This window comes from Thermalbibacter longus, assembly GCF_023806485.1.
In the GTDB taxonomy this organism is placed as follows: domain Bacteria; phylum Chloroflexota; class Chloroflexia; order Thermomicrobiales; family Thermomicrobiaceae; genus Thermalbibacter; species Thermalbibacter longus.
This window is the reverse complement of the sequence record NZ_JAMSLR010000017.1, coordinates 17,054-42,813: the sequence shown is the minus strand read 5'-3', so window position 1 is coordinate 42,813 and position 25,760 is coordinate 17,054. Positions and strand designations below refer to the sequence as shown.

The following is a 25,760-nucleotide window of genomic DNA, read 5'->3' as shown; positions in this document are numbered from 1 at the left end:
GTATCTTTGTGATGCGTGCGAGCGATCGCGCGTGATCGAGGTGTCGTGTGCCGAAGAAGGATGTCATCGAGGTCGAGGGAACGGTGACCGAGGCGCTGCCGAACGCGATGTTTCGGGTGGAGCTGGACAACGGTCACGAGGTCCTGGCTCATGTCTCCGGGCGCCTCAGGATGAATTTCATCCGGATCCTTCCTGGGGATCGGGTCAGGATCGAGCTGTCACCGTACGACCTCACCCGTGGGCGGATCACCTACCGCCTGCGTGGCTGATCCGGATGAGACGAGAGCGAAGCACGGGGAGGGTGAGACGTCGTGAAGGTAGCGGCATCGGTTAAGCGGCGTTGCGACAAGTGCCGGATCATCCGTCGCCGTGGGGTCGTGCGGGTCATCTGCTCGAACCCGAAGCATAAGCAGCGGCAAGGTTAGGAGCTGGCGGGCATGGCGCGGATCGCAGGAGTTGATCTGCCCAGGGACAAGCGCGTCGAGGTCGCGCTGACCTACATCTACGGTATCGGATTGCCGACCTCGAAGAAGATCCTGGCTCGCACCGGAATTAGCCCGGACACGCGGGTCAAGGATCTTACCGACGATGAGGTGCAGCGCCTTCGTGACGTCATCGAGAAGGAGATGGTGGTCGAAGGCGATCTGCGCCGCGAGGTCAGCATGAACATCAAGCGGCTGATCGACATCGGTTGCTACCGGGGGCTACGGCACCGTCGTGGCCTGCCGGTACGCGGCCAGCGGACGCGCACCAATGCCCGCACACGCAAGGGGCCGCGCCCGCGGATCGGTGGTACCAAGCGGGCCCGGCAGGGGGCTTCGTGACGCGCTCTCCTCGGTGACTCGTATCGAATGTCGTCGTGTAATTCGGGGTGAAGACGGGGAGGACCTGAGCAGATGGCAGAGCGACGGCGCGGCGCTGGACGCACGAGAGGGCGACTGCGCAGGCGAGAGCGAAAGAACATCCCGCGTGGGCGAGCGTACGTCCAGGCGACGTTCAACAATACGATCGTGACCCTGACCGATCCGAACGGCAACGTGATCGCCTGGGCGAGCGCGGGTTCTTCTGGCTTCAAGGGCTCTCGCAAGAGCACGCCGTACGCGGCTCAAGTAGCTGCGGAGAGCGCAGCCCGTAAGGGGATGGAGCACGGCCTGCGCCAGGTGGACGTCTACGTGAAGGGGCCAGGGGCGGGGCGTGAGATGGCCATCCGCTCGCTCCAGGCTGCCGGGCTGCAAGTCCTCTCGATCACCGACGTGACCCCGGTACCGCATAACGGGTGCCGGCCACCGAAGCGGCGTCGCACGTAGCCCATCGATTCAGGAGCGCATACACATCGCCCAGCGTGGCGAGGGAGGTTGAATGGGACGCTATACCGGACCAGTGTGCCGGCTGTGCCGACGAGAGGGCATGAAGCTCTACCTCAAGGGCGAGCGCTGTCTCGGCCCGAAGTGCCCGATCGTGAAGCGACAGCCCAACAGGAACTACCCGCCGGGCCAGCACGGCCAGAAGCGGACTCGACGCCCGTCGGAATACGCGCTGCAGCTCCGTGAGAAGCAGCGCCTGAAGCGGCTCTACGGCATCCTGGAGCGGCAGTTCCGCCGGCATTTCGAGGAGGCGGAGCGTCGACCGGGCCTGACCGGCGAGAACCTGCTCCAGATCCTGGAGCGGCGACTGGACAACGTGGTCTACCGGCTCGGCTTTGCCGACTCCCGCCGGCAGGCCCGCCAGCTCGTCACGCATGGACACTTCCTGGTCAATGGCCGCAAGACCGATATTCCGTCCTACCTGGTACGCCCGGGCGACATCATCGCCGTGCGGCCGCAGAGCCGTGAGCGTGAGTACTTCAAGGTGGTGCAGGAGACTGCCCAGTCGAAGCCGGTGCCGGCCTGGCTCACGCGCGACCTGGAGACGATGAGCGGCCGGGTCGTCAGCTTGCCGGCGGCCGACCAGATCGACATTCCGGCGATCAATACGCAGCTCGTCGTCGAGTACTACAGCCGCCGCTAGTCCGATGGCGACTGACGTGCGGCGATCGAACGAGCTCGGGAGGCTGTGAAGCGTGCTGGACTTTGCCCGACCTCGCGTCAAGCAGACACATGGCGCGCCCACATACGGGCGCTTCGTCATCGAACCACTCGATCCTGGCTATGGAACCACGCTCGGGAACGCCCTGCGCAGGATTCTGCTGCGCTCGTTGCCGGGTGCGGCGATCACGCGTGTCCGGATCGCCGACGTCTGGCACGAGTTCTCGGCGATCGAGGGCGTTCGCGAGGACGTGACCGAGATCGTGCTCAATCTCAAAGGAGTGCGCCTTAGAGCGGTTACCGATTTCCGTGAAGCGCGCGCGACGCTGTTCGCTCAAGGTGAGGGCGTGGTTCGTGCCGGGGATATCGACTGGCCGAGCGAGGTGGAAGTCGTGAACCCCGAGCATGTCATCGCGACCCTCGACCACGCCGATGCGCGGTTGGAGATGGATCTCGTCATCGGCCGTGGCCGTGGCTACCTGCCGGCCGAGGCTCAGGAGATCTACTCGCTCGGTGAGATCCCGATCGATGCGCTCTTCACGCCGATCGTCAAGGTCAACTACGTCGTGGAGCATACGCGTGTTGGCCAGATGACCGATTACGATCGGTTGATTATCGAGGTCGTCACTGACGGCACCATCGACCCGGCCGATGCGCTCAGCGAGGCAGCGCGTATCCTCGTCGACCATGCCAGCATCATCGCCGAGTTCGAGCGCGAGGGTGTCGCCGAGGAGATCGAGGGCGAGGCTGCCGTTCCGGTCGAAGACAATCGCTTGCTCTCGGAGCTCGGTCTGTCGCAGCGTGTCCTGAACGCGTTGCGCGCTCGGGGTATCGAACGAGTCGCGCAGGTACTGGCACTTCGACCGGAACAGTTGCTGGGGATCCGGAATTTTGGCCCGCGAGCGCTCCAGGAGCTGCGGGATAAGCTCGCTGAGTTCGGCTACACCGAGGGGCCGCTGTTTGCCGATGCGGCCGGTACGCCAGCGGCTGAATTCGGAGAAGCGGAGGAGACCGAGGCGGCGAGCCCGCTGGAACAGGACGAGGAGGCCTGACGCATGCGGCACCGGAAAGCCGGGCGGAAGTTCAACCGGAACACGAACCAGCGAAAGGCGCTCTTCCGCAACTTGGCGGTCTCGTTGATCCTGCACGAGCGGATCAGGACAACGGAGGCGAAGGCGAAGACGATTCGCCCGATCGTCGAGCGGCTGGTCACGCTCGCGCGCGAGGATACGGAACACCATCGCCGCCTGGCCATGGCACGCCTGGCCGATGAGCGCGCTGTGGCAAAGCTGTTCGACGTTATCGCGCCGCGCTTCGAGGGGCAGCCCGGAGGCTACACCCGGATTTACAAGCTCGGTCCACGCCGGGGCGATGGCGCGGCGATGGCCTTGATCGAGTTCGTGGCCTAGTACGGGCGTGTGGGCGGCGGTAGCCGTGGGATGGGAGCTCAGCTCTTCCGAATCGACTTCGGCTACGATGGGACCGAGTTCGCCGGCTCCCAGCGGCAACCCGGCCGCCGAACCGTGCAGGGCGTTCTCGAAGAGGCTCTGGGCCGGCTTACCGGCGGTCCAGTCACTCTCGTCCTGGCTGGCCGAACCGATCGCGGCGTGCATGCCGTGGGGCAGGTGGCCAGCGGCGAGCTGGCCTGGAAGCGTGGCCCGGAAGAGCTGGCTCGGGCGCTCAACGCGGTGCTGCCCGATGACGTGGTGGTCTACCGGGTTCAGCCCGTACCGCCCGGCTTCAATGCCCGCCGCTCGGCCCGCTATCGGGAGTACCGCTACCGTATCTGGTCGGGGCACGCCCCGCCGCTCCTGCTCCGGCGCTACGCCTGGCGTGTGTGCGCATCGCTCGATGTGGAGGCGATGCAAGCAGCAGCGGCGGTACTGGTGGGTACCCGCGACTTGCGCTCGTTCGCCGGGAAGGGGCTCGGGATCCCGGGATCGGGAAAGCGAAGTGTGCGCACAATCACCGTGGCGCGCTGGCGCCCGCTCGAGCAGTCGATCGATCGAGTCGATCGTGGCGCGCGCCTCCTGGAGTTTCAGATCGGCGCAGACGCGTTCCTCCCGCACATGGTGCGGAACATTGTGGGCGCGATGGTGGCTGTGGGCACAGGGGAACGAACTCCGGATTGGCTCGGCGAGTTGCTGGAGGCCCGGGATCGACGCCTGGCGCCACCTCCGGCGCCGCCGCAGGGATTGGTACTGTGGCGCGTGGCCTATTCTGGCGAGGAGCTCGACGAGCGTCCGCCTGAGCCAGGGCACAATCCGGTAAGCTACGGCAGGGGAGAGACATATGGGAGTCAAGCCGAAGAAGAGAGCCAAAATTCAGCGCACCTACGTCGCGAAGCCAGGTGAGGTCGAGCGCAAGTGGTACCTGATCGATGCCGAGGGGAAGACCCTCGGACGCCTGGCGACGCAGATCGCTGTGCTCCTCCGTGGCAAGCACAAGCCGGCGTTCACCCCGCACATCGATGTGGGTGACTTCGTCATCGTGATCAACGCGGATAAGGTGCGGGTAACTGGCACCAAGAACGTCGACAAGATCTACTACCGTCACTCCGGCTATCCCGGCGGGCTCAAGGCGACCACGTTCCGCGACCTGATCGCCAAGCATCCCACCCGCCCGATCGAGCTGGCCGTCCGAAGGATGTTGCCCAAGGGGCCGCTCGGCCGGCAGCAGTTCAAGAAGCTCAAGGTGTATGCGGGGCCGAACCATCCGCATGCGGCGCAGCGGCCCGAAGTGTTGAACATCGAGGCGTAGGGAGGTCGAGCACACCGTGGTGGAAGCGAGAGCAGCGCAGCAGACGCAGCGACCCAAAGAGCGTTACTACTACGGCGTGGGGCGCCGGAAGACCTCGGTCGCGCGGGTACGGCTCTACCCCGGTAGCGGCCGCTTCGTGATCAACAACCGCCCAGCGGAGGAGTACTTCGGTGGCCGCGAGCTGTATCGCGTGATGATCGCGGAACCGCTCCGGCTCACGAACCTGCTGGATCAGTTCGAGGTGCGTGCCCGTGTCGTCGGTGGCGGCCTCTCTGGCCAGGCTGGGGCGGTGCGCCATGGCATCGCCCGGGCGCTGCTCCGCTTCAACGAGGAGCTGAAGCCGGTTCTGCGCCGTGCCGGCCTGCTTACTCGAGACCCACGCGTTAAGGAGCGCAAGAAGCCAGGGCTCAAGCGAGCGCGCAAGGCGCCGCAGTACACCAAGCGGTAGCACGCTTCCCGCGCCGGGTAAAGGGAAAACTCGAGAAGATCGACTCTGCGCCGGGAGAAACCGTCCTCCCGGCGCATACCGTACCTGCTACCCGGACTCCCGGCTCCGCTGGCTCGAGCCCGGCGGCACCCCACCGGCCGTTGCTTGTCCGATGTGCCTGCAGAACGTGATCGCGTCCCGAAGCTGCTCGATCACGCGCGACGGCCGTGGAACCCCGAATGCCAGCGGGCTCAGTTCTAGAGTCACGAAGCCGGCGTAATGCCGCTGTTCCAGAAGCCGGAGCAGCGGCGCGAGCGGCAGGCTTCCCCGGCCTGGAAGCCGGTGATCACGCAGAAGCGAATTTGCCAAGCTCAGGTAAAAGTCTCGCTCTACCGCATCGCTCAGGTGCACATTCGCGAGCCGCGGCAGCATCGCGCTCGCCGTCGCCACGAGATCCCAACCAAAGCTGGCGGCATGCGCGGTGTCGAGCGTGAAGCGGAGATCCCATTCTCCGACCACGCGAAGCACGTATTCGAGCTGATCGAACGCGGTTGGACGCTGTCCCGGTCGCGAGCGCGAGAGGTTCTCGAGCGCGAGCTGGAAGCTCGCCCCTTCAGCGATCTCCAACGCTCTCGCGACCGCGTCGAACCATTGCCTAGCTTCTCGCGTCTGAGCGTGTGGAGCAGGGGGAGGATGGATAACGAGCGCCGAGCATCCGTCGAACGAGGCCGCCAGGAGCGCCGACTCGACGATGTCCGCGGCCATCTGCTCGGCGCTGCGAAGCTGGACGCGCAGGATCGAGTGAACGGTTCGGACCGGGAGTCCGTACTCCTCTTCTAGCTCGCGCACTCTTTCGACACCGCGACGCGCGAGCCGCGGGGTGAGGAGCAACTCCAGACCATCGACCCCCGCAGCGCGTGCGATGGCAAAGCGCTGGGGGAGCGAGTACCAGGAGAGCGATCCGGTGGAGAGGAGAACCTGCATCGATGTGACCTCTCGCCGTGCGCGCCAATCCTTGCCGCCTTGTCCCCCAGGTACCGTTGCCCCCGGCGTTGAGTGTATCACCTGCTGCCGGCTGGCCGGCACTTAGCGCTGCGCCCGCACGCTGAGGCAGATCGCCCGCTCCATCGCGACTTCCGCGGCAGCCGAGGCAGCGAGAGTGATGTGTGGATCGGGCCGGCCCTCGCGTGATGCGACCACGAAGACCGTATCGCCGTCACGCAACGTGTGGGCAGGCCGGATCGCGCGCGCGAGGCCATCGTGTGCTGCGATGGCCATGCGAGTCAGCGTGTCGTGGTCGACTGGGATATCGGTCGCCACGACAGCGATGGTTGTATTGGAAGGACTGGATAGCAAGGACGTGCCACCTGATAGGAGCAGTGCCCGGCTGTCTGCCCAGCCCGTTCCACTCTCGTGCCGGGTGCCGGCGAGAATCCGTCCGGTCGTAGGATCGATGATGTCCCCGACCGCGTTGACCGCAACCAGTACGGCGACGGCCCCGAAGGGCGTCTCTACCTTCGCGGTGCCGAGACCCGCCGGCGTTGACCTCTCACTGCCTGCCACCTTGCCTACCCGGGCCCCAGCCCCTGCTCCGATCCGCCCCGAATCCCAGCCGTTCGCCACTGCCGCCGCCGCTGCTTGGTAGCCAGCCTCGGCATCGGGGCGAGGTGAGTCGGGCCGCGTGAGATCGAAGAGCACTGCGGCAGCCACGATCGGCACCGGAGTCACACTCGTGCGAAAGCCGCGCCCGCGCTCGGCCAGCCAGCGTGTCACGCCGTCCGCGGCGGCTAGGCCGAATGCGCTGCCGCCGGTGAGCAGCACGGCATCCACCCGCTGAACCAGCATTCCTGGCCGTAGCAGCTCGGTCTCACGCGTGCCCGGGGCGCCGCCGCGCACCTCGGCCACGGCTGGGGATAGCCGTTCAGCGATGACGACGCTACAGCCGGTCTCTCCGCTCGGATGGGTCCAGTGTCCGACCAGAAAGCCATCGAGGGAGAACGGTGGCTCTATGACCTTCACCATCGGGCACCTCCCGGATCGGAGCGACGGGTACCCGGGCGAGCGGGCATGAGCCTGTGGCGTGGCAAGGGCCGGAAGACCCGATCTCGCACTAAAGCTTCTCGCAGCCGGTCAAGGGATCTCGATGACCAGGCCCGGAGCCGCAAGGTCGACTGGCTGGCCAAACCCATCTTCAGCCTCCTGGCGAAGAGCTTCCACTCCCAGCGTCGCCCAGAAATGAGTCAGCAGTAGCCGGGCTGCTCCAGCCGCAGCCGCTAGCGCACCGGCTTCGCGGGCGGTGAGATGGCCGCGGTGCTCGGCTAGGGTGCTCCCAGGCTCCTCCAAGTACGTCCCTTCGCAGATGACGAGGTCTGCTCTCTCGGCGAAAGGAACGAGCTCCGGGAGGGGGCCGGTATCTGCGAGATAGACGATCACCCGGCCTGCTGACTCGATCCGGCAAGCCCAGCAGGGGATGAAATGACGGGTTGGGTGGAACCGCACCCTCACCGTGCCGAGGTCGAGTGGCTGATCGGGAACGTACTCGGCGACCTGGAAGACCTCCTCGAAAAAGCCTTCGGCCGTCTCGCCGCCGCTCGCCAGCGCCGCAGCCAGTCGAGCCAGGAAGGCTTTCCCTCCCGGAGGCAACCAGAGCTGAACTGAGCGCCGCGTAAGGCCCGGCATGTACTTGAGCCCGTAGCGGAGCGGAACCAGGTCGAGCGTGTGGTCGGCATGCAGGTGCGAGATGATGACAGCGGACACCTCGTCGATCGCGGCGTATTCCTGGAGTGTTGCTAGGGTATCCGGCCCGCAGTCGAGCAGTAGGCGCCGGTCGCCGGCTTCGACGAGATATGCTGAGCAACCCTGCGCTGGATTAGGGCAAGCCGCCGCTCCGCCCAGTACAGTAATCCGGATCATGTTCATCCTCTCTGTCGCAACCGCGAGCGGTCGGGCACCGGTGACCGAACTGCATGCGCAACCGCATCCAGGGCTCGAGGGCCCGTATCGGGCGGGCGAGCCGGAACGCCATGAAACGCGCCGATCCGGAAGCAGCCGGCTATGTCTCGACCCGTGCGGATCGCTCACGCTCGGGGACGTTCCCCTGCCGCTGGCGATTGTAGTAGTCGCACCAGATGGTCAGCACGCAGCGTTCGCAAGCCGGACGACGCGCCTGGCAGACCACGCGCCCGTGCCGGATGAGGAGAACATGAAACCGGTACACATCGTCGGGCGACACGATGGCCTCGAGACTTTTGTGCGCTGACGCCGCCGGGACACCGGGAGGCAGGAGGCCCAGCCGCTGAGAGACCCTATAGACGTGCGTGTCCACCGGCAATGCCGGCCGACCGAGCGCGAAGAGCAGCACGCAGGAGGCGGTCTTCGGCCCTACTCCGGGTAGTGCCTCGAGCCAGGCGCGCGCTTCCTCCAGCGGCGCTTGCTGGAGCCACTGAGTTCGGTCTGCACCTCCGGCGTCCAGCAGCGCTGCGACTGCCGCGCGGATAGCCGGAGCCTTCTGGCGGCTCAAACCGGCTGAGCGGATCGCTTCCACGATCTGGTCGTCGCTCGCCTGCGCGAGCTGGTGCCAGTCCGGAAATGCCTGCCGAAGCGAGTCGAAGGCACGATCGGCATTGAGATCGGACGTGTTCTGCGAGAGTATCGTCCCGACGAGTTCCTCGAGCACGTTGCCGTGTGGCTGGTTTGTCGGCCGTCCGTAGCACTGTTCTAGGGCATCGAGGATCGGGGCGACCTTCTCAGCGCTGCCTAGACTGGGCGTCGTTCGATGCGCTCGTTCGGGGCGGTGACCAGGCATTCGGCCGTCTCCTGGAGCGTCCGCGCTGGCCCGCGCTCGGGCCACGCCACAGGGCCACGCTTGTGCCAGTATACCGGCCATCTCGAAAATGTTGGCGCTCTAGAGGGGCGAGACTCGATGTTGTCAGCTCACAGCCCAGTCAATGATGGGCCCTCAGGTTCCGCGCGCATGCGGACCGAGCCGGGGCCCCTCAGGTGAGTGCCCCGGCTCTCGCAGAACTCTCTCGATCGGTGATCAGGATCGTACCTGAATAGGGATGCGCCGCTGCGGGGCCGGCGCAGTCTTGGGTAGACGAATCTCGAGCACGCCGTGCTCGAAGGAAGCCTGGGCCTCGTCCTCCTGGACAGGCGCTGGCAAGGTCACTGCGCGATAGACCGAACCGACCCGCCGCTCCCTGAGATGCCAGGTTGCCCCGGTCTCTTCGCGCTCCTCGCGGCTCTCCCCGCGAATTGTCAACACGCCCTGGTTGATTTCGACGGCAATATCCTCTGGCCTGTAACCGGGCAATGAAGCTCGCACGATCACGGCGTCGGTAGTCTCCTGAATGTCGAGCGGAATACCCAATGCGCCGCCCTCGCGGCCGGTGAGCTCAGAGACCAGCCGGTCGAGGCGCTCCCGCAGCGTCTCCAGTTCACGCAGAGGGGACCAGCTCGTGATGCTCATTGTGGCCTCCTTTCAGATCGTAGTAGCGTCTATCCTCCACATAGCGAAGTGTACGTGACCGCAGTGTACTGGACAGAACATCGAGCGCCAAGACGAGCCTTCTCCGCTGCCTCGTGCTATCCTGAAACGGCGATCTGGGACATGCGGACGAAGCCAGCGTGAATGATGGGATCCTCCGGGTACGACAGACAGGGAGGGATGCATGCAGTTCCGGTACCACGATCTGGGTGTTGATCCCGAGAAGGTTCGGCATGTCGTCGAGCGAGAGATCCGCGTACTCGAGCGGCGGCTGTCGGGACTGCCCGCTGACCTGCCCCAGCTCGACATCACCATCGAGCATCACCAGCGGAGTGACTCCTACACTGCTCGGCTCCTCCTCCGAGTTCCCGATCGAGATCTGGTCGCGCGGGGTGCGGGTCAAAACCCGGCCCAAGCACTTCGTGATGCCTTCAGCGACCTCTACGATGCGATCGAACGGCATCTCTCCAAGCTCCATCGCGAAGACGCGATCCGTCGCGCACGCCAGCATCCGGGCACAGTCAAGCCGCCTGTGCCGCCGGAGGAAGGCAGTTGAGCTCGCACCGGTTCGGTGCTTTTCGCCGCAAGCAGCTTCCGTTCGGTATGATGCAACGAACGGTGACCGGACTCGCGCGGTAAGGAGGATGGGAGGTGCCGGTCGAGAGCCGAGATGCCGATCACCAAGAGCGCCAGGTGAGGCAGCGCCTGCTTGAACGCTTGCACGCGCAGATCGAGGCGGAGATCGTGAGAGGCGAGCAGTCCCCGGACAATGTGAGCGTGGCAGACCAGCGAAAGGCATTCGCCGCTCGTCTGGTCGAGCACGTCCGCCCGCTGCGGCGCTTCGTCCGGCGTGAACTGGGGCGTTGGGTCGCGCTCGGTGCGGTCCCGCCGGATGCGCTCAGCGAGGATGAGCTCGTCGACACCGTGTTCGTGCGGGCGCTACAGCACGCCCACGAGGCGCCTCGGCAAGGACTGTTTCGCTGGCTCCGCCGCCTCGCCCGGCGGGTCATTCGTACCTCGATCGACGCTGAGCGCCGGCGAATCGAGCACGAGCGTTCGCTCGAAGAGCCGGTGGCGACCCTCGGCGAAGACTGGCCCGACCAGGTAGTCCGGCTGATCGATATTCTGGCGGACCCGCACGCGGAGCTCCCGGAAGACTTGCTCTTGACGCAAGAGGCGCAGGCGCTACTGGAGCAGGCGCTCGACCGCCTCCCGGAGCTCTGGCGCGAGGTGTTCCTGATGCGAACCGTCGATGGCTGGAACGAAGACATGGTAGCCGAGGCCGAGGGCATACCGGTTGAACAGGTGCGCTCGATCGTTGAGATTAGCCGGGCCTTCCTGGCCGAAGCGCTGCGCGAAATGCAGTTCTCCGAGGCCGGCTAGGACCGGCAACGCGAAGTGAACAGGGAGAGAGTCCCCTCGCATGGTCGCGACAGTGCACCAGGTTGCTCTTTCGACTGACCTCTACGAGCTGACGATGGCTGCGAGCTACCACGCGCTAGGGATGCGGGGCAAGGCGATATTCAGCTTGTACGTTCGCAAGCTGCCACCTCGCCGCAGCTTCCTGGTCGTGGCTGGCATTACGGAGGCGCTTCGGTATCTCGAGCAGCTCCACTTCGACGACCAAGCGCTGGACTACTTGCGCTCCCTCCCGGTGTTGCCGCGCGACTTCGTCGACAGCCTGGCGTCTTTCCGGTTCACCGGGGATATCTGGGCGGTTCGAGAAGGCACGGTCCTCTTTCCTGAGGAGCCGGTGCTGGAGGTCGAGGCGCCGATCCTGGAAGCGCAGCTCATCGAGACGCTGATTATCAACGCGATCCACTATCCCAGTCTAGTGGCGACCAAGGCTGCCCGTTGTCGCCTGGCCGCGCCAGGAAAGGTGCTCGTCGACTTCGGCCTGCGTCGAACGCCGAGTTTCGATGCCGGATTGGCCGCTGCCCGGGCCGCCTATCTCGCCGGCTTCGCGTCCACCAGCAATGTGCTGGCAGGAGAGCGCTACGGGATCCCGGTGACGGGCACGGTCGCCCACTCGTTCATCGAAGCCTTTCCCTCGGAGCTGGAGGCCTTCCGCGCGTTCGCTCGCACCTACCCGGGTGATCCAGTGCTGCTGATCGACACCTACGACACGCTTCGCGGCGCGCAGCACGCGGTGCAGGTAGCGAGGGAGCTGCGAGCTGAGGGTCGGCGAGTGCGCGCTGTGCGCCTGGACAGCGGCGACCTGGCAGAGTTGAGCAAACAGGTACGACGAATTCTCGACGAGGCGGGATTCCCGGATATCCAGATCTTCGCAAGCGGTGGACTCGATGAATTCGAGCTGGCAGCGTTGACGGCGGCTGGCGCGCCGATCGATGGTTACGGCGTCGGATCGCGGCTCGGCACCTCGGAGGACGCGCCGCTCGTGGACATGGCCTACAAGCTCGTCGAATACGACGGACGACCGGCACTAAAGCTCAGCACGGGCAAGCAGACGCTGGTCGGGCCGAAGCAGGTGTGGCGCCACCTCGGGGCAGATGGTCGTTTCGATCAAGATCTGATCGCCGCGCGCGACGAGCCGTCGCCGGGTCCAGGCTGGCAGCCGCTCCTGCAGCCGGTTATGCGCGCAGGACGGTTAGTCGACCTGCCCTCGGTGGAGGAGCTGCGGGCGGAACATCTCGCCAGTATGGAGCGACTCCCGGAGTCGCTCCGGCGCATCGATCGCGTCGAGCCGTATCCCGTACGACTCAGCCCTGTCCTACAGGCACGCCAGCAGGCAGCCGTCGCTGCGATCCGGGCGCGCGAGGGGCTCTGATCCGGGCAGCGGGTGTCCCGCTCGTGCAACGAGGGGAGCGAGCAGATGCTGCACCGTGTCGATCTCACGCCGATGCCGCTGGAACCCTACCGGCCGCTCATCGGCGAAGAGAGCATCACCCGATTGAGCGAGCTCTCGTCTCGCCTGCGCGGCGCGCGGATGGTCCACATCAACGCAACCCCGTACGGAGGAGGCGTCTCGGAGCTCCTGCGGTCGGAGGTAGCCCTGCTTCTAGGGCTCGGCCTGCACGTAGACTGGCTAGTGATCGCCGGCGATACGCGATTCTTCGAGGTGACGAAGGGAATTCACAACGCCCTCCAAGGCGGGCGCTACACGCTCGCCCATGAGGCGCAGGAGATCTACCTGCACAACAGCGCCGCGAACGCCGGTCGCCTGGAAGGCGACTACGACGTGTACATCGTGCACGATCCGCAGCCTGCAGCCATCAGGCACTTCCTGGCGAACGCTCAGGGGCGCTGGATTTGGCGATGCCACATCGATACGTCGCAGCCTAACCCTGAAGTCGCCGACTTTCTCAGCCCCTTTCTGCAGCCGTATGATGCGTTCATCTTCACGATGGAGTCGTTCGTCTTGCCCTCGTTACGGCGCGAACGGCTTCGGATCATCCCGCCCGGCATTGACCCACTCAGCCCCAAGAATATTGGCCTGCCGGCCGACGTATGCGAGCGGATTGTGGCCTGGCACGGCGTGGATCGGAGTCGTCCGTTACTCCTGCAAGTATCGCGGTTCGATCCCTGGAAGGATCCGCTGGGGGTCTTGCGCGTGTACCGGGCGGTACGCCAAGCCGTGCCCGGCTTGCAACTCGCTCTACTGGGGTCGATGGCACACGATGACCCAGAGGGATGGCACCTCTACGAGCGGATACGGGCAGAAGCGAGCGATGACCCGGACATTCACGTCGGGAGCAACCTCACCGGGATCAGCAGCGTGGAGGTGAATGCTTTCCAGCACTGCGCCGACGTGGCGATCCAGAAATCGATTCGTGAGGGGTTCGGGCTCGTAGTAAGCGAGACACTGTGGAAAGAGACGCCCATCGTCGCCGGACGGACCGGGGGGATCGTGCTGCAGGTCGTCGAATCAGCGAGCTCGTTGTTGGTCGACCCAGAGGACGAGCAAGGGTTCGTCGAACGCGTACGGGATATCCTGCAGCATCGGGAGAAGGCGCGCAAGCTCGCGCGTGAAGGCAAGGAGCATGTTCGTCGTCTTTTCCTGATCACGCGAATGATCGAGGATGAGCTGGCGTTCATATGCGAACTCCTCGGTCTGTAGCGCCGTTGCGCGATGCACGGGGTGTGAGATGCGGTAGGAGTAGCTCACGCTTGGTCATCAGTGGCCTGGGGAGGGGTTCATGATCAGGACGACGTGCCGAGGTGTGGGCACAACGCGAGGGAGGGTAGGCGTGTCCACGGTATTTGACCCCGCGTGGCTGGAGACGATGCGGGAGCGGCTGCTTGCGCACAGGATGGATCTCCAACGGCAGCTCGCCGCGGCACAGTCCTCGCTCTCGGCAGAGTCTCAATATCAGGAAGACGAGGGCACGGTGGCCACTCATCCTGCTGACGAGGCGTCGGATCTCTTCTCCGCCGAGGTCGACGCCACCCTCATGCTGGCGCTCGAGGATGAGCTCAGCCGGGTCGATGCTGCGCTCAAGCGAATGGACAGCGGTACCTACGGGATCTGCGTCGAGTGCGGGCAGCCGATCGAGCCGGAGCGGCTGGAAGCGATTCCCTGGGCCGAGCGCTGTATCCGCGACCAGGAGCGATTCGAGGCCACCCAGGGCCAGCGCCGCCGCTGAGCCGACGCGGGAGAAGCGTCAATGGCTTCCCCGTGGTGCCGCCGATCACCGGCCGCGTAGAACACGCCAGGCAAGCAGGAAACTCGTCAGCAGGAGCAACACGACTCCGAGGCCCATCAACGGCCCCAGCCAAGCGAGCAGCCAATCTGGGTGCCAGACCGAGAGCAGCAGGCCCAGGCTGATCAGACCGGCTGCGACAAGGATCGCGATGATCAGCCGGTTGATCATCGCGCTCAGTCGCTGGATAAGCTGTTGGGCTTCAGCGATATGCATCGTCACCTCGATGTCCGAGTGCTCGAGCTGGCGGAGCAGCCGGTCGAGGCGCCGGGGTAGCTCGGTGAGCAGGCGGATGCTGTCGTCGGCCGTCTCGGTGATCCTGGGGAGCCAGTTCTGAGGCAGATATCGCTCGAGCAGGATGCGCCGGACGTATGGCTCGGCGACGGAGAAGGGCTGAAAGTTCGGTTCAGGTGTCGCCCGACGCCCTCGTGCATCATCAGCGTCTTGAGCACGAGCATCAGCTCGGTGGGCAGCACCAGACGCCGGCGACGCATGATCGTAAGCAGGTCACCGACGACCTCGTGCAGGCGGTACTCTCCGAGCGCCATCCCGTAGTAACGGTCGATGAGGTGCTGGAGATCGCGGCGCAGGCCAGCCCGCTCGGATTCATGGCGGATGATATTCAGCCTGATCAGGGCATCGATGACGCGGTCGGGCTCCTGGCGGATCACGCCGACCAGAGCCTCCAGAAGGCTGTCGCGGGTGTGCGAGTCGAGTCGCCCCACCATGCCGAAGTCGTAGGCGACGATCCGACCGTCGGGGAGTACCGCGAAGTTGCCGGGGTGCGGATCGGCGTGAAAGAAACCGTGCAACAGGATCGCGTCGAGCACGACGCGGGCTGCCCGCTGGGCGAGGGCCGGGCGATCGATCCCGGCGCGATCCAGCGCAGCGACGTCATCGATCGGAATGCCGTCGATGCGCTTGAGCGTAAGCACCGACTCGGCCGTTCGCTCCCAGATCACGCGGGGGATGACGATATCGGGGTTCCCGCTGAACTGCTCCCGCAGCTTGTCGGCGTTGCGTCCTTCCCGCCGGTAATCGAGCTCGGCCCTGATTGTCCAGGCAAACTCGTCGACCAGCCCGACCAGATCGTAATACTCGGCCAGCGGGGCGCGCCGCTGCGCGACTCGCGCGAGTTGAGCAAGGATTGCGAGGTCTTCTTCGATCGCCTCCGCGATTCCAGGCTTGCGGACCTTGACTACGACGGTGGTGCCGATCCGGAGCCTGGCCGCATGCACTTGCCCGATCGAGGCTGACGCCAGCGGCTCGGGATCGAACTCGCAGAAGAGATCGGCCAGCGGCCGGCCGAAGGTACGCTCGATCTCTTGAACCACCGCCTCGGTAGGCACTGGCGGCACGCGGTCTCGGAGCCTGGCGAGCTCCGAGATGTACTCGGCAGGAAGCAGATCCTCCCGAGTCGAGAGCACTTGCCCGATCTTGATGAAGGTCGGGCCGAGCTCTTCCAGGGCCATGCGCAGGTGAACCGCTCCGCTCGCTCGATGATCGAGCCGCGGCGCGCGCAGGCGACCACGCTCGCGAACAGCCAGAGTGCCGAAGCCGAGCTGGTCGAGGAGCCAGCCCAGGCCATGCCGCGACAGGACGGCGACGATTTCGGCGACCCGGCGACGGTGGTGCAAGAAGTCTCGCGGAAAGAAGATCCGTGGTGTCACCATCGCCGGTTCGAGCTCGCACGATCGGTGTCCGCCGTTGCCAGCTCGTATCTCGTAGCGGGCAGGGGCGGCCTGCCAGCAGGTGTGAGAACGGTGAACGAGGCGATCACCAGCGGGTAAACGAAGAGGCCCTGACGCAATTTCGCGAGCCTTGTTCCAACGGTCCGGAACGGCACGAACACCCCTCATTGCTCACGGAAACAGGTTGTTGACGAGAGTATAATCGCAACGGTGAATCGACGCCGCATAGGAGCTGGAACGATGGCGTACTCGATGCGCCGAGTAGTCAAGTGGAGTGCCGACCCTGGCTTAGCCGCCCGGATGCTCTTCGTCATGGGGCTTCTGGCGCTCGTCTACCTAGCGTTCATGGCGGTGCTCATCTCGTCGGGGTTCGACACCGTTACGATCCTGATCATCGCGGCGATCATGGCCGGCTTCCAGTATTTCTTTTCCGACAAGATCGCGCTCTTGAGCGTCGGTGCCCGGGTTGTCGATCCGCGGCAGGCTCCGGATCTCCACGCGATGGTCGAGCGGCTGGCGGCGCTGGCCGATGTGCCGAAGCCGAAGGTGGCCATCGTCGACACTCCTGTTCCCAACGCGTTTGCGACTGGACGAAGTCCACGCGCGGCGGTGGTGGCTGTGACGACCGGGCTGCTGGACACGCTGGAGCCGCGCGAGGTCGAGGCAGTACTCGCCCACGAGATTGCCCACGTCCGCAACCGCGACGTGATGGTGATGACCATCGCCAGCTTCTTCGCTGTGGTGGCCCAGCTCATTGTCCGTATGCTCTCGTGGAGTGGTTCGTGGAGCACGCGGCGTGACCGGAGAGAGGGAGGAGGCTCCGCTCTCCTGCTCGTCTTCTTCGTTTCACTGGCTGTCTATTTCGTCAGTCACCTTCTCGTCCTGGCCCTCTCGCGCTATCGCGAGTTCGCGGCCGACCGCGGCGCGGCTCTGATCACCGGGGCGCCGTCGCAGCTCATGTCCGCGCTGCTCAAGATCAGTGGGGTGATGCAACGTATTCCTGACCGCGACCTGCGCGAAGTCTCCGAGCTGAACGCCTTCTTCATCATCCCGGCCATCAAGGGAAGCTCCTTGATGGAGCTGTTCTCGACGCACCCATCGCTCGAGCGCCGGCTGGAGCGACTGCGCGAGCTGGCCCGGGAGATGGAGGGGCTGTGAAGCGCCTGCTCGACATCCTGCTCGGGCGGTCGCAGCCGCCACCAGCCCGGAGCGAGGGCTTGATCGCGCTCTCCACGGCGGTCGTCACGATGGAGGCCCAGCTCGGCTTCCGTCCGGGCCAGGAGGCGGCGCTGGTCTTCCGCCCGGTTGAGTCGCCATATTTCGACCGCGCGAGCCAGGAACTCGACGAGCTGCTCGCGGTCAGCGCCCGCGAAGCTGGCACCGAGTACCGTACGCAGGTCGATCGCTATCGTTACCGCTGGGTAATCTTGAGCGATCCTGACTTCGAGGATCTGATCACAGCCGTCCACATGCTGGCGCAGACTCTGCTCGAGCAGGGCTTCGGGGAACAGCTCCTGGCTGCCGTCTTCCGGTTCACGTCGCCGGATGGCCAACCGTTCTACTGGATCTACCAGTACAAGCGAGGGCGCTTCACGCCGTTCGCGCCGCGCGGAGATCAGCAGCGCGACCACGCGCTGGAGCTCCGCCTGGCGAACGCGCTCCAGCGCGAACTCCCGATCGAGCCTGAGCTCGAGCGCTGGTATCCCTTGTGGGGTATTCCGCTTTGAGAACGCTCTGCACCCGGTCCGCCGCCGGTCCAGCGTGGCTGCTGCTAGCCCGGAACTAGGCCCTCGCCGGCGAAGAGTTCCCGCGCCTCCTCGAATGAGGTATCAGGAGGGGGCAAGATAATGTCTGATTCGACGAACTCCTCTGGCGGCACCGGCTTGCCGTGCTGGCGAACCAGATCGAGCATGGACTGGAACAGTGTCCGGAAGCGCGACTCGTCGTTCGCCGCGATGGCCTCCACGACGGCGTTATCGATCGCGTTGAGCTGGTCGAGGTAGGTGCTCTCCAGCCGGTACTGGCCCTCCGTCGAGATCCGCACGATCATGTGCTGCTCCCCTCCCCGAGTTGCTTGGGCTGCTCGGGCTGTCCTAGCTCGCGGCGCAGTGCCGCCAGTTCGGCCTCGACAGACTCGGTAACAGTGACCCTGGCGAGCTCCCGCTCGATCGTGTCCTGTGATCCGGCAGTAAGATCTTCGAGAACGCCGGAGGCGAGCAGCTCATCGATCGCTCCGGCGCGGGCCTGGAGCTGCTCGGTCTTCTGCTCGGCCCGCTCGAGTGCCAGACCGACATCAGCCATCTCTTCGGAGATGCCGGTGACCGCCTCGTTGATCCGAACCTGCGCCTCGGCTGCGGAGTACTGTGCCTTGATCACCTCCTTGCGCGTCCGGAAGGTCTCGACCTTCGCCCGCAGCCTCGTCTCAGCCTGCTCGAGCTTGGCCTGCTCTTGCTCCAGGCTCGCGATCTGCTGATCCAGCGTGGTGATCTGCTGTTGGGCGACGGCCTTGCGCTCCAGCGCCAGCCGGGCGAGGTCCTCCCGACCAGCGGCCACCGCCTGGCGCGCCTGTTGCGTCAGCTTGTCCAGGCTCTCCTGGAGCTTTGCCCGCTGGAGCTCGAGCCGCCGCTTGGAGGTCGTTACATCGACGATGCCGCGGCGCACTTCCTGCAGGAGCTGAAGCTGCCGCTCGTACGCGTAATCCAGGGTCTCGCGCGGGTCCTCGGCACGGTCGAGCAGGCGGCTCAGCTTGACCTTGATGAGGGTCGTCATTCTCGAGATCAACCCCATGATCGCTCGCTCCCTTCCGGCACAGGCTGCCGGGAAGGATTATAGGGCAGGGGAGGGCTTGCACGAAAGCGGTTCGAGCTGAAAGCGGCGCGGGCTCTTGTCCGGTGGGTGCTCGGGCTGGTAGCTTGTTCAGTAGATGGGCATTGCCTGGGCGTTGCCTGGGAACTGTGAGCCGAGCGAGTGGTGAGGCGAGGCGATGGAGATCATCGGCCTGCTGTTCTGGCTCTTCTTTCTGTTTTCGGTACTCACGCCCGTCGTGCAGCGGCGCTTTCTGGAAGCCCAGCGCTTGCGAATGATCCACCAGATCGAGCGCAAGCGTGGCACGCGCGTTATCACGATGATCCACAGGCAGGAGTCGATCTCCTTCCTCGGGCTCCCGCTGGCGCGCTACATCGACATCGAGGACGCGGAGGCGGTACTCCGGGCGATTCGCCTAACGCCTGACGATCTTCCAATTGACCTCATCCTGCACACGCCCGGAGGGCTGGTGCTGGCGGCAGAGCAGATCGCACAGGCGCTCGTGCGTCACAAAGGCAAAGTCACCGTCTTCGTGCCGCACTACGCGATGTCGGGCGGGACGCTGATCGCGCTGGCTGCCGATGAGATCGTGATGGACGAGAACGCGGTACTGGGGCCGGTCGATCCCCAGATCGGGCAGTTCCCGGCGGCCTCGCTCCTAAGGGTTGTCCGGGAGAAGCCGATTGCTGAGATCGACGATCAGACGCTCGTGTTCGCCGATATCGGCGAGAAGGCGCTCAAGCAGGTGCGCTCCACGGTGATCGAAGTCCTCTCGGCGAACGGGATGGGGCGCGAGCAGGCCGAGCCACTGGCGGACGCGCTCACCTGCGGGCAGTGGACACACGACTACCCGATCGCGGTGGAGGAAGCGAAGGCGCTCGGCCTGCCCGTCAACACCGGAATCCCGGAAGAGGTCTACCAGCTCATGGACCTCTATCCTCAGACGAGCCAGCGGCGCCCCTCGGTGCAGTACATCCCGCTTCCATACGAGCCGCCGCAGCGTGACCGTGGCCGGGGCGAGCGACGCCCTTGATCAGGCTGGATGGCCAGTCAGCATGGGCGCTCGCGCGCTGCGCCACCGGTCGAGCGTAGCTTCGGTCACCACCGCGACATTGCTTTCCACGAGGTGAGGCGTGGTTCCAGCTCATCGACCGCGCCGCGCAGCAACGCAGCTCACCGTCTCACACTGAGTGCCGTGTGGGTCCGGGGCAAGCCTCCATTACCGGGGCCTTGATTCAGAGTTTCCCGCTCGCTGCCACTCCTTCAAGAACTCGGCGAAGTCGTGAGCATTGCGATCGCGCTGATCCCACCCGAACAACAGCTCCGCCCCGAACCTTGCTCGGCTGAACGCGAGCATGCTCGGCAAGTCCCTGACCGCTTCCGAGCCCTGCACGAGGTGCCCCAAACGGGAGCCTCCTAGCAGCGCGGCGGTGGCTTGCCCGAACAGTCCCAGGGCGGCGAACCTGCGCGCGGCCGCACGGGACTTCTCGGGGGTCAGCCCCGCGAGCAGTGCCTCGTAGCTCCGGAGGCGCACCGCGGTGAACTGTTGCCCGGCGACCTCGAGCACGGAGATCTCCTCGATGTCGCCCCAGGGTATAAGCCGCCATCCGACCCCCGGAAGGTAGACTTCGAGGCCTGCCCGTGAAACGGCTATCCTCTGGTAGTCCCCGCGCGCTCGCCCGTACAGCGCCACCGCACCGAACACGCCGAAGAATGCGATGCAGAGGATTCCCGCAACTTTAGCGAACGTGTCTTCGGAGTAGACGACCAGAGCGAACCCAGTAAGGGCGAACGCCGCAGACGCTATGAACGCCAGGGTGACTTTCCAGGCGGACCCGCGGATCTCGATTCGTTCCACGTCGTCCAACGCCATTCGCCCTCCTGCTCTGGGGCCGAACGTTGCGCGCTATCTGTGATACCCGCTGTGTGCACCTTCCGGATAATCCTCCCAGAGGCCTCGCACGATTCGAGCCGGGCAGTGAACTAGCCGTCGCTCACTGGGTCTGGCGTCCGAGTGCGTAGACGCCGTCGTCTCGGCGATGGCTCAGGATCCACTCGTGCGCTGCCACAACTCGGGAGTCGAATGGCTGTCGACATACCTCATGATACGCGGGTGTGACCCGAGTTGCTCTTATTCACCTCGACGTCCGGTAGAAGATCCGCGATCGGCTCGCGGTATGTGGAGCGGCGCGACCGCGATGCTGAAACGCCATCTCGGCGTACTTCGCTATGGAGTCCTCCGGTCTACCGTGGACAGCAATTGGACACCGGTTGACTAGGAAATGAGCAACGGATGGATAGTCGATTGCCTGGCCATGCCGAGAACCGGCATCTAGATTTGGGTGCGACATATTTACCAGCGTGCGCTCTCGCCACCGGTGGCAAGGGATTGTACCGGCCGCACGCTCCGACTGTATCGCCCGCCGGGCCTCCGATCCCTGGCTTTGTTCCCTGGCTCTTCGCTGTCGAGTCTCCCATAGATAGGCGATTGGACACTCGTTCCGCTCGGGAGGGTACGCCCGATGCAGCGCTCGCGACGATTTCGCTCGAAGCCCGCCCTTATCGCGCTGCTGCTCACGCTGCTCGCTCCTGCTTGTGGCGTGCCCACCGATACGCCGAGCACGCCCGTCCAACTCCCCGGCTTCGAGACACCGGCGTCGCGTGACTCGAGCACACCCTCTACCGAGGGCGCGCCCGGGCTGCAGGGTAAGGTGGAGCAGGCGGATCCCGTCCTCTTCGCGGTGGGGGATATCGCGTCCTGCAAGAGTGAGGGTGACGAGGCAACAGCGGCGCTCCTCGATGGGCAGCCCGGCTTGATCGCCGCGCTGGGTGACACGGTCTACGAGTCGGGGAAGCCGGAAGAGTACGCCCAATGCTTCGCCCCTGCCTGGGGCCGGCACAAGGAGCGGATCCGGCCTGCGGTGGGCAATCATGAGTACAAGACACCGGGAGCGTCCGGTTACTTCGCCTACTTCGGAGAGCTGGCGGGTGAGCCAGGCAAGGGCTACTACTCATACGACCTCGGTCGGTGGCATATCGTGGTGCTCAACTCGAATTGCAAGCAGGTGGGGGGCTGTCACGCCGACTCCCCTCAGGCGGAGTGGCTGCGCAGTGATCTGGCGGCGCACCCTACCCAGTGTGCCGTCGCCTACTGGCACCATCCTCGCTTCAGCTCGGGCCAGCACGGCGACTTCCGTTCGATGCAGGCCATCTGGGAGATCCTTTACGAGTATGGCGTCGACGTGGTACTAACCGGTCACGACCACGACTACGAGCGCTTCGCGCCGCTGAACGACCAAGGGCAGGTCGATCCGGAGCGCGGCATCCGCTCCTTCGTGGTTGGCACTGGCGGGCGCAGCCTGCGGCCGTTCGCCGAGATCCACCCAGCCAGCGAGGTGCGGGATCATCAGACATACGGCGTTCTCAAGCTCACCCTCCGACCGGACTCGTACGAGTGGCAATTCATTCCGGCCGCCGGTGGTACCTTTACCGACGCCGGGCAAGGTACCTGCCACTCGTAACGCAGCCAGCGCCTGCTGGCTCGACCTAATAGAGCTGGCCGGCTCCGAGCGTTAGCGCTCTCTGGACAGGTTACCGGGTCTCGCATGGTTCGGCGCTCGCGAGCCTGCTCGCCCGAAGGCCGGCGTAACGCTGCCCCGCGGGCCCTGGTATCCCTCGGTTTATAATGCCTGAGAAGGACATCTGTAGCGCCGGCTGATCCTTCCATAAGCCTGCCAATGGAAACCAGCAGGATTCATCCGCCGCGCGACAATTGGGAGGTTCGGCTATGACCGTCGTTCGAGCAGCCGTGGTGCAGGCGGCCCCGGTAGCCTTCGACCTGGACGGAACCCTGGAGAAAGCCCAGCGCTTTCTGGACGACGCTGCCGCGAGCGGTGCCCGGCTCGTCGTCTTCCCCGAGGCGTTCGTCACCTGCTATCCGCGTGGCGTTACCTTCGGCGCGACCATCGGCTCGCGCACGCCGGAAGGCCGGGAACTCTTCCGGCGCTACTGGGAATCGTCCATCGACGTGCCCGGTCCGGTGACGCAGCGGCTGGGTACCATGGCGCGCGAGCGCAGTGTGTACCTGGTTATCGGCGTCATCGAGCGCTCCGCTGGAACGCTCTACTGCACCGTCCTGTTCTTCGATCCGGCCGGCGAGCTGATGGGCAAGCACCGCAAGGTGATGCCGACGGCGGCTGAGCGACTGGTGTGGGGCTTCGGCGACGGATCGACCCTCCCGGTGTTCGAAACCGCGATCGGCCGGCTAGGCGCGGTGATCTGCTGGGAGAACTACATGCCGCTGCTCCGGATGGCGATGTACCAGAAAGGAATTCAACTCTACTGCGCGCCGACAGCCGATGCCCGGGACACCTGGATCGCCAGCATGCGGCACATCGCCTGCGAGGGGCGGTGCTTCGTCCTATCGGCTAACCAGTTCGCTCGCCGCCGCGACTATCCGGAGGACTACCCGATCGAGGGCATGCACGATCCTGACGCTGTCCTGTGCCGAGGTGGATCGCTCATCGTGTCGCCGCTGGGAGAGGTGCTGGCCGGTCCGGCGTTCGACGGCGAGACCGTGCTGGTGGCCGATCTCGACCTCAGGGAGATCATCAGGGGGAAGTACGACTTCGACGTCGTCGGGCACTATGCCCGGCCGGACATCTTCCGCCTGGTCGTAGACGAGTCGCCGAAGCCGGCGGTCGTCTTCACCGGTGGGACGGTCCCGGAGCCGGAGGCGAAAGACATGCCGCGAGTGGAACTCGTGGAGGCGGCGCGGGCGACCAGTCAGAGCTGAGGTCGTGCTGCTCACGGGGACCAAACCAGAGAGGGGTTGTGCGTCGATGAGTAGTCGCGCACGCGTTGCGGTTTTGGGCACCGGGATCATGGGCATCGCGGTGGCGCGGAACCTGCTGCGCGCGGGGATGGAGGTGCGGGTCTGGAACCGGACTCCGCAGAGGGCGGAGCCGCTGGCGCGCGAGGGTATTCAGGTCGGGGAGAGCGCGGCTGCCGCGGCGCGGGATGCCGACTTCCTGATCACCTTTTTGCCGGACGCCAGCGTCATCGAGGAGGTGGTCCGGGATGGCGTGCTGGGCGCGCTAGCGCCGGGTGGCGTTTGGCTGCAGATGAGCACTGTGGGCATCGAGGGATGTGAGCGGCTCGGGCGCATCGCCGCCGAGAGCGGGATTGCCTATGTCGACGCGCCGGTGCTCGGCACGCGGCAGCCGGCCGAGGAGGGCACGCTCGTCGTGCTGGCGTCAGGACCCGAGGAGCTCCGCGAGCGCTGCCAGCCGATCTTCGACGCGATCGGGCGACGGACGCTCTGGCTAAGGCCGGCGGGGATGGGGAGCCGGCTGAAGCTGGTGACGAACAACTGGATTGCCGGCTTCCTGGGCGCTCTGGCGGAGACCCTGGCGCTGGCCGAGGCGATCGGCGTCGACCCGGATTGGTTCTTCGAGGCGATCGAGGGCGGGCCGCTCGACGCGCCCTTTGCGCGCGTCAAGGGGCGGATGATGGTCGAGCGCCGATTCGAGCCGAGCTTTTCGTTGAGGCTTGCGCTGAAGGATGCCCGGCTGATTCTGGAAGCAGCCGAGGGCGGCGGGCAGCCGCTGGAGATCACCGAAGCGGTGAGGTCGCGCTACGAGGAGGCGATCGCGATGGGGCACGGCGAGGAGGACATGTCTGCCCTCTTCCTGGCCGTCACCGCCAATCGCCGCCGGTAGACGCTACTCCCGCCCATCCGCTCTCTGCGGATCAGAGGTACGTTCGTTGACGTTACAGGATCTCAAAATCTCACCTAGCCTGGGAGAGCTTCTCCATGCAATCCAGATCAAATCATCGCTCGAACAATGGCGTCGTTGAGCGCGAACCGATTTAACCTCGCTGGGATGCGACCAGGATATCTGTTCTGGGTCAGGTAGAAGCGCCGAATCGTCTTCCCCCGGGTTTGGATCACGCGTTACTCAATCACGCCCTGCTCGGCGACGGATAGCTTTGAAATCGTTGTGGGTCCAGCCGTTGAGCGAGTGGCTGGAGCCGAGCCGGCTCAGGACGAGCCAAAAATGGTCAGACCACCAGACGGTCTTGACAATCAAGCCATTTCGTGCTACGCTCCTCGGTGCGGGAGGCCGAGCGATGGATACGTTGCCCAAGATTCCGCGAGTCATCGCACCCACGCGAAGCACAGCGGTTCAGGTGTTACGCGAGGCGATTGCGCAGCGCTTGCTCCGTCCTGGAACGCGATTGAGCGAGCGGCAGCTCGCCACAACGCTCGGAATCTCTCGACCGACCCTGCGCGAGGCGCTGCGCGAGCTGGAAGCCGAAGGTCTACTGGAGCGGGACGAACTCGGACGACTCATCGTCGCTCAGTTCGACAGCGCCATGGCGCTTGCACTCTACGAAGTGCGTGAGGTCCTGGAGGGATTTGCCGCCGCACTGTTTGCCCAGCGCGCTACCGATGACGAGATCGCCGAGCTGACTTTGACTCTGGATAGTCTCGCGGAGGCCGTCGCAGAGGATGATTTCCGCCGGTATCTCCTGCTCAAGGATCAGTTCTACGGGTTGCTGCTGGCAGGAGCGCGGAATCCCATTCTGGAATCGCTCCTGAAATCGCTGCAATGGCGTTTCCGATTCCTGCGCGCGACGTCGCTACAAGCCCCTGGCCGGCTCAAGGTCAGCTTGGCCGAGATGCGCGAGATCGTCGAAGCCATTCAACGTCGAGACGCCCGCCTCGCGGACCAACGATCTCGCCAGCATATCCGGAATGCTGCCGACGCGATGTTCAGTGTCCTCGACAAGACGGGGACGCCGAGCTCCGATGTTCCGACTGACGGGAGACGAGTCGCGACACGACAGAGAGGAGGTCATCGACTCGGCTGAGAAGCAGGGGAAGGGGCTGCACTGTCGTGT

At 65.2% G+C, this 25,760-nt stretch carries 32 protein-coding genes; 22 read left to right on the top strand and 10 right to left on the bottom strand.

Annotated elements, in window-relative coordinates; all coding sequences use genetic code 11:
* The first annotated feature begins 47 nt into the window (after positions 1-47).
* The 10 genes from infA (at position 48) to rpsI (ending at position 5,232) form a co-directional block, all read left to right on the top strand.
* Positions 48-269, top strand: a complete 222-nt coding sequence (gene infA / locus NET02_RS15530) for a translation initiation factor IF-1 (protein WP_284058344.1) — start codon at positions 48-50, stop codon at positions 267-269.
* A 42-nt stretch (positions 270-311) separates the two neighbouring features.
* Positions 312-425 carry a 50S ribosomal protein L36 gene (gene rpmJ / locus NET02_RS15525; protein ID WP_284058343.1) on the top strand — a complete coding sequence of 38 codons (114 nt, stop codon included), beginning with the start codon at positions 312-314 and terminating at the stop codon, positions 423-425.
* Positions 426-437: 12 nt separating this feature from the next.
* Positions 438-824, top strand: coding sequence for a 30S ribosomal protein S13 (gene rpsM, locus NET02_RS15520; protein ID WP_284058342.1), 387 nt, complete (start codon positions 438-440; stop codon positions 822-824).
* 72 nt (positions 825-896) lie between these two features.
* Complete coding sequence (gene rpsK / locus NET02_RS15515) at positions 897-1,307, top strand: 30S ribosomal protein S11 (protein ID WP_284058341.1); 411 nt, start codon at positions 897-899, stop codon at positions 1,305-1,307.
* Between the two features lie 52 nt (positions 1,308-1,359).
* Complete coding sequence (rpsD, locus tag NET02_RS15510; RefSeq protein WP_284058340.1) at positions 1,360-2,007, top strand: 30S ribosomal protein S4; 648 nt, start codon at positions 1,360-1,362, stop codon at positions 2,005-2,007.
* A 52-nt stretch (positions 2,008-2,059) separates the two neighbouring features.
* A complete protein-coding gene (locus NET02_RS15505; RefSeq protein ID WP_284058339.1) occupies positions 2,060-3,076 on the top strand; it encodes a DNA-directed RNA polymerase subunit alpha in 1,017 nt (338 codons plus the stop codon).
* A 3-nt stretch (positions 3,077-3,079) separates the two neighbouring features.
* Positions 3,080-3,433, top strand: a complete 354-nt coding sequence (gene rplQ / locus NET02_RS15500; protein WP_284058338.1) for a 50S ribosomal protein L17 — start codon at positions 3,080-3,082, stop codon at positions 3,431-3,433.
* Between the two features lie 30 nt (positions 3,434-3,463).
* The gene (truA, locus tag NET02_RS15495; protein WP_284058337.1) at positions 3,464-4,378 is read left to right on the top strand and encodes a tRNA pseudouridine(38-40) synthase TruA; all 915 of its coding nucleotides are present in this window, start codon (positions 3,464-3,466) and stop codon (positions 4,376-4,378) included.
* Positions 4,317-4,784 (top strand): 50S ribosomal protein L13, encoded by a 468-nt coding sequence (rplM, locus tag NET02_RS15490; RefSeq protein WP_347711055.1) that lies wholly within the window; start codon positions 4,317-4,319, stop codon positions 4,782-4,784. The genes truA and rplM overlap by 62 nt, the downstream gene beginning before the upstream one ends.
* 16 nt (positions 4,785-4,800) lie before the next feature.
* On the top strand, positions 4,801-5,232 hold the full coding sequence (gene rpsI / locus NET02_RS15485; RefSeq protein WP_347711054.1) for a 30S ribosomal protein S9: 432 nt from the start codon (positions 4,801-4,803) through the stop codon (positions 5,230-5,232).
* An 87-nt stretch (positions 5,233-5,319) separates the two neighbouring features.
* Here the strand turns inward: rpsI and NET02_RS15480 are convergent, their stop codons facing one another.
* The 5 genes from NET02_RS15480 to NET02_RS15460 form a co-directional block, all read right to left on the bottom strand.
* Positions 5,320-6,195 carry a sugar phosphate isomerase/epimerase family protein gene (locus NET02_RS15480; RefSeq protein ID WP_284058336.1) on the bottom strand — a complete coding sequence of 292 codons (876 nt, stop codon included), beginning with the start codon at positions 6,193-6,195 and terminating at the stop codon, positions 5,320-5,322.
* A gap of 102 nt (positions 6,196-6,297) precedes the next feature.
* Positions 6,298-7,233 carry a P1 family peptidase gene (locus NET02_RS15475; protein WP_284058335.1) on the bottom strand — a complete coding sequence of 312 codons (936 nt, stop codon included), beginning with the start codon at positions 7,231-7,233 and terminating at the stop codon, positions 6,298-6,300.
* A gap of 108 nt (positions 7,234-7,341) precedes the next feature.
* Positions 7,342-8,124: an MBL fold metallo-hydrolase gene (locus NET02_RS15470; protein ID WP_284058334.1), complete on the bottom strand. Its 783-nt coding sequence runs from the start codon at positions 8,122-8,124 to the stop codon at positions 7,342-7,344.
* A gap of 139 nt (positions 8,125-8,263) precedes the next feature.
* The gene (locus NET02_RS15465) at positions 8,264-9,016 is read right to left on the bottom strand and encodes an endonuclease III domain-containing protein (RefSeq protein ID WP_284058333.1); all 753 of its coding nucleotides are present in this window, start codon (positions 9,014-9,016) and stop codon (positions 8,264-8,266) included.
* 234 nt (positions 9,017-9,250) lie between these two features.
* Positions 9,251-9,679, bottom strand: coding sequence for an Hsp20/alpha crystallin family protein (locus tag NET02_RS15460; RefSeq protein ID WP_284058332.1), 429 nt, complete (start codon positions 9,677-9,679; stop codon positions 9,251-9,253).
* Positions 9,680-9,881: 202 nt separating this feature from the next.
* Here NET02_RS15460 and NET02_RS15455 point away from each other — a divergent pair, with 202 nt between their 5' ends.
* From NET02_RS15455 to NET02_RS15435, 5 genes are all read left to right on the top strand, one after another.
* Complete coding sequence (locus NET02_RS15455; RefSeq protein ID WP_284058331.1) at positions 9,882-10,253, top strand: hypothetical protein; 372 nt, start codon at positions 9,882-9,884, stop codon at positions 10,251-10,253.
* A gap of 95 nt (positions 10,254-10,348) precedes the next feature.
* A complete protein-coding gene (locus NET02_RS15450; protein WP_284058330.1) occupies positions 10,349-11,080 on the top strand; it encodes an RNA polymerase sigma factor in 732 nt (243 codons plus the stop codon).
* 40 nt (positions 11,081-11,120) lie between these two features.
* Entirely contained in the window at positions 11,121-12,485 is a 1,365-nt protein-coding gene (locus NET02_RS15445; protein ID WP_284058329.1) for a nicotinate phosphoribosyltransferase, read from the top strand.
* A 45-nt stretch (positions 12,486-12,530) separates the two neighbouring features.
* Positions 12,531-13,775 (top strand): glycosyltransferase, encoded by a 1,245-nt coding sequence (locus tag NET02_RS15440; protein WP_284058328.1) that lies wholly within the window; start codon positions 12,531-12,533, stop codon positions 13,773-13,775.
* 130 nt (positions 13,776-13,905) lie between these two features.
* Positions 13,906-14,301: a TraR/DksA family transcriptional regulator gene (locus NET02_RS15435; RefSeq protein WP_284058327.1), complete on the top strand. Its 396-nt coding sequence runs from the start codon at positions 13,906-13,908 to the stop codon at positions 14,299-14,301.
* 45 nt (positions 14,302-14,346) lie between these two features.
* Here the strand turns inward: NET02_RS15435 and NET02_RS15430 are convergent, their stop codons facing one another.
* Both NET02_RS15430 and NET02_RS15425 read right to left on the bottom strand, forming a co-directional pair.
* Positions 14,347-14,574 carry a hypothetical protein gene (locus NET02_RS15430; protein ID WP_284058326.1) on the bottom strand — a complete coding sequence of 76 codons (228 nt, stop codon included), beginning with the start codon at positions 14,572-14,574 and terminating at the stop codon, positions 14,347-14,349.
* A gap of 2 nt (positions 14,575-14,576) precedes the next feature.
* Positions 14,577-16,031, bottom strand: a complete 1,455-nt coding sequence (locus NET02_RS15425) for an ABC1 kinase family protein (RefSeq protein WP_284058325.1) — start codon at positions 16,029-16,031, stop codon at positions 14,577-14,579.
* Positions 16,032-16,289: 258 nt separating this feature from the next.
* On the opposite strand from NET02_RS15425, the gene htpX reads away from it, so the two are divergent.
* Positions 16,290-17,207, top strand: coding sequence for a zinc metalloprotease HtpX (gene htpX, locus NET02_RS15420; RefSeq protein WP_284058324.1), 918 nt, complete (start codon positions 16,290-16,292; stop codon positions 17,205-17,207).
* The gene (gene pspAB, locus NET02_RS15415; RefSeq protein WP_284058323.1) at positions 17,204-17,776 is read left to right on the top strand and encodes a PspA-associated protein PspAB; all 573 of its coding nucleotides are present in this window, start codon (positions 17,204-17,206) and stop codon (positions 17,774-17,776) included. Before htpX ends, pspAB begins: the two co-directional genes overlap by 4 nt.
* A 44-nt stretch (positions 17,777-17,820) precedes the next feature.
* Here the strand turns inward: pspAB and pspAA are convergent, their stop codons facing one another.
* Positions 17,821-18,099 (bottom strand): PspA-associated protein PspAA, encoded by a 279-nt coding sequence (gene pspAA, locus NET02_RS15410; RefSeq protein ID WP_284058322.1) that lies wholly within the window; start codon positions 18,097-18,099, stop codon positions 17,821-17,823.
* Positions 18,096-18,836 carry a PspA/IM30 family protein gene (locus NET02_RS15405; protein WP_284058321.1) on the bottom strand — a complete coding sequence of 247 codons (741 nt, stop codon included), beginning with the start codon at positions 18,834-18,836 and terminating at the stop codon, positions 18,096-18,098. The genes pspAA and NET02_RS15405 overlap by 4 nt, the downstream gene beginning before the upstream one ends.
* 196 nt (positions 18,837-19,032) lie before the next feature.
* Between NET02_RS15405 and NET02_RS15400 the strand changes: the two genes are divergently transcribed.
* A complete protein-coding gene (locus NET02_RS15400; protein WP_284058320.1) occupies positions 19,033-19,887 on the top strand; it encodes an SDH family Clp fold serine proteinase in 855 nt (284 codons plus the stop codon).
* A 186-nt stretch (positions 19,888-20,073) separates the two neighbouring features.
* On the opposite strand, the gene NET02_RS15395 is transcribed toward NET02_RS15400, so the two are convergent.
* Positions 20,074-20,727 carry an STM3941 family protein gene (locus NET02_RS15395; protein ID WP_284058319.1) on the bottom strand — a complete coding sequence of 218 codons (654 nt, stop codon included), beginning with the start codon at positions 20,725-20,727 and terminating at the stop codon, positions 20,074-20,076.
* Between the two features lie 649 nt (positions 20,728-21,376).
* On the opposite strand from NET02_RS15395, the gene NET02_RS15390 reads away from it, so the two are divergent.
* The 4 genes from NET02_RS15390 to NET02_RS15375 all read left to right on the top strand — a co-directional run bounded on the left by NET02_RS15390 (position 21,377) and on the right by NET02_RS15375 (position 25,730).
* Positions 21,377-22,375 (top strand): metallophosphoesterase family protein, encoded by a 999-nt coding sequence (locus NET02_RS15390; protein WP_284058318.1) that lies wholly within the window; start codon positions 21,377-21,379, stop codon positions 22,373-22,375.
* 266 nt (positions 22,376-22,641) lie between these two features.
* Positions 22,642-23,649: a nitrilase-related carbon-nitrogen hydrolase gene (locus tag NET02_RS15385; RefSeq protein ID WP_284058317.1), complete on the top strand. Its 1,008-nt coding sequence runs from the start codon at positions 22,642-22,644 to the stop codon at positions 23,647-23,649.
* A 46-nt stretch (positions 23,650-23,695) separates the two neighbouring features.
* Positions 23,696-24,574 (top strand): NAD(P)-dependent oxidoreductase, encoded by an 879-nt coding sequence (locus tag NET02_RS15380; protein ID WP_284058316.1) that lies wholly within the window; start codon positions 23,696-23,698, stop codon positions 24,572-24,574.
* Between the two features lie 412 nt (positions 24,575-24,986).
* A complete protein-coding gene (locus NET02_RS15375; RefSeq protein WP_284058315.1) occupies positions 24,987-25,730 on the top strand; it encodes a GntR family transcriptional regulator in 744 nt (247 codons plus the stop codon).
* Positions 25,731-25,760: the final 30 nt, after the last annotated feature.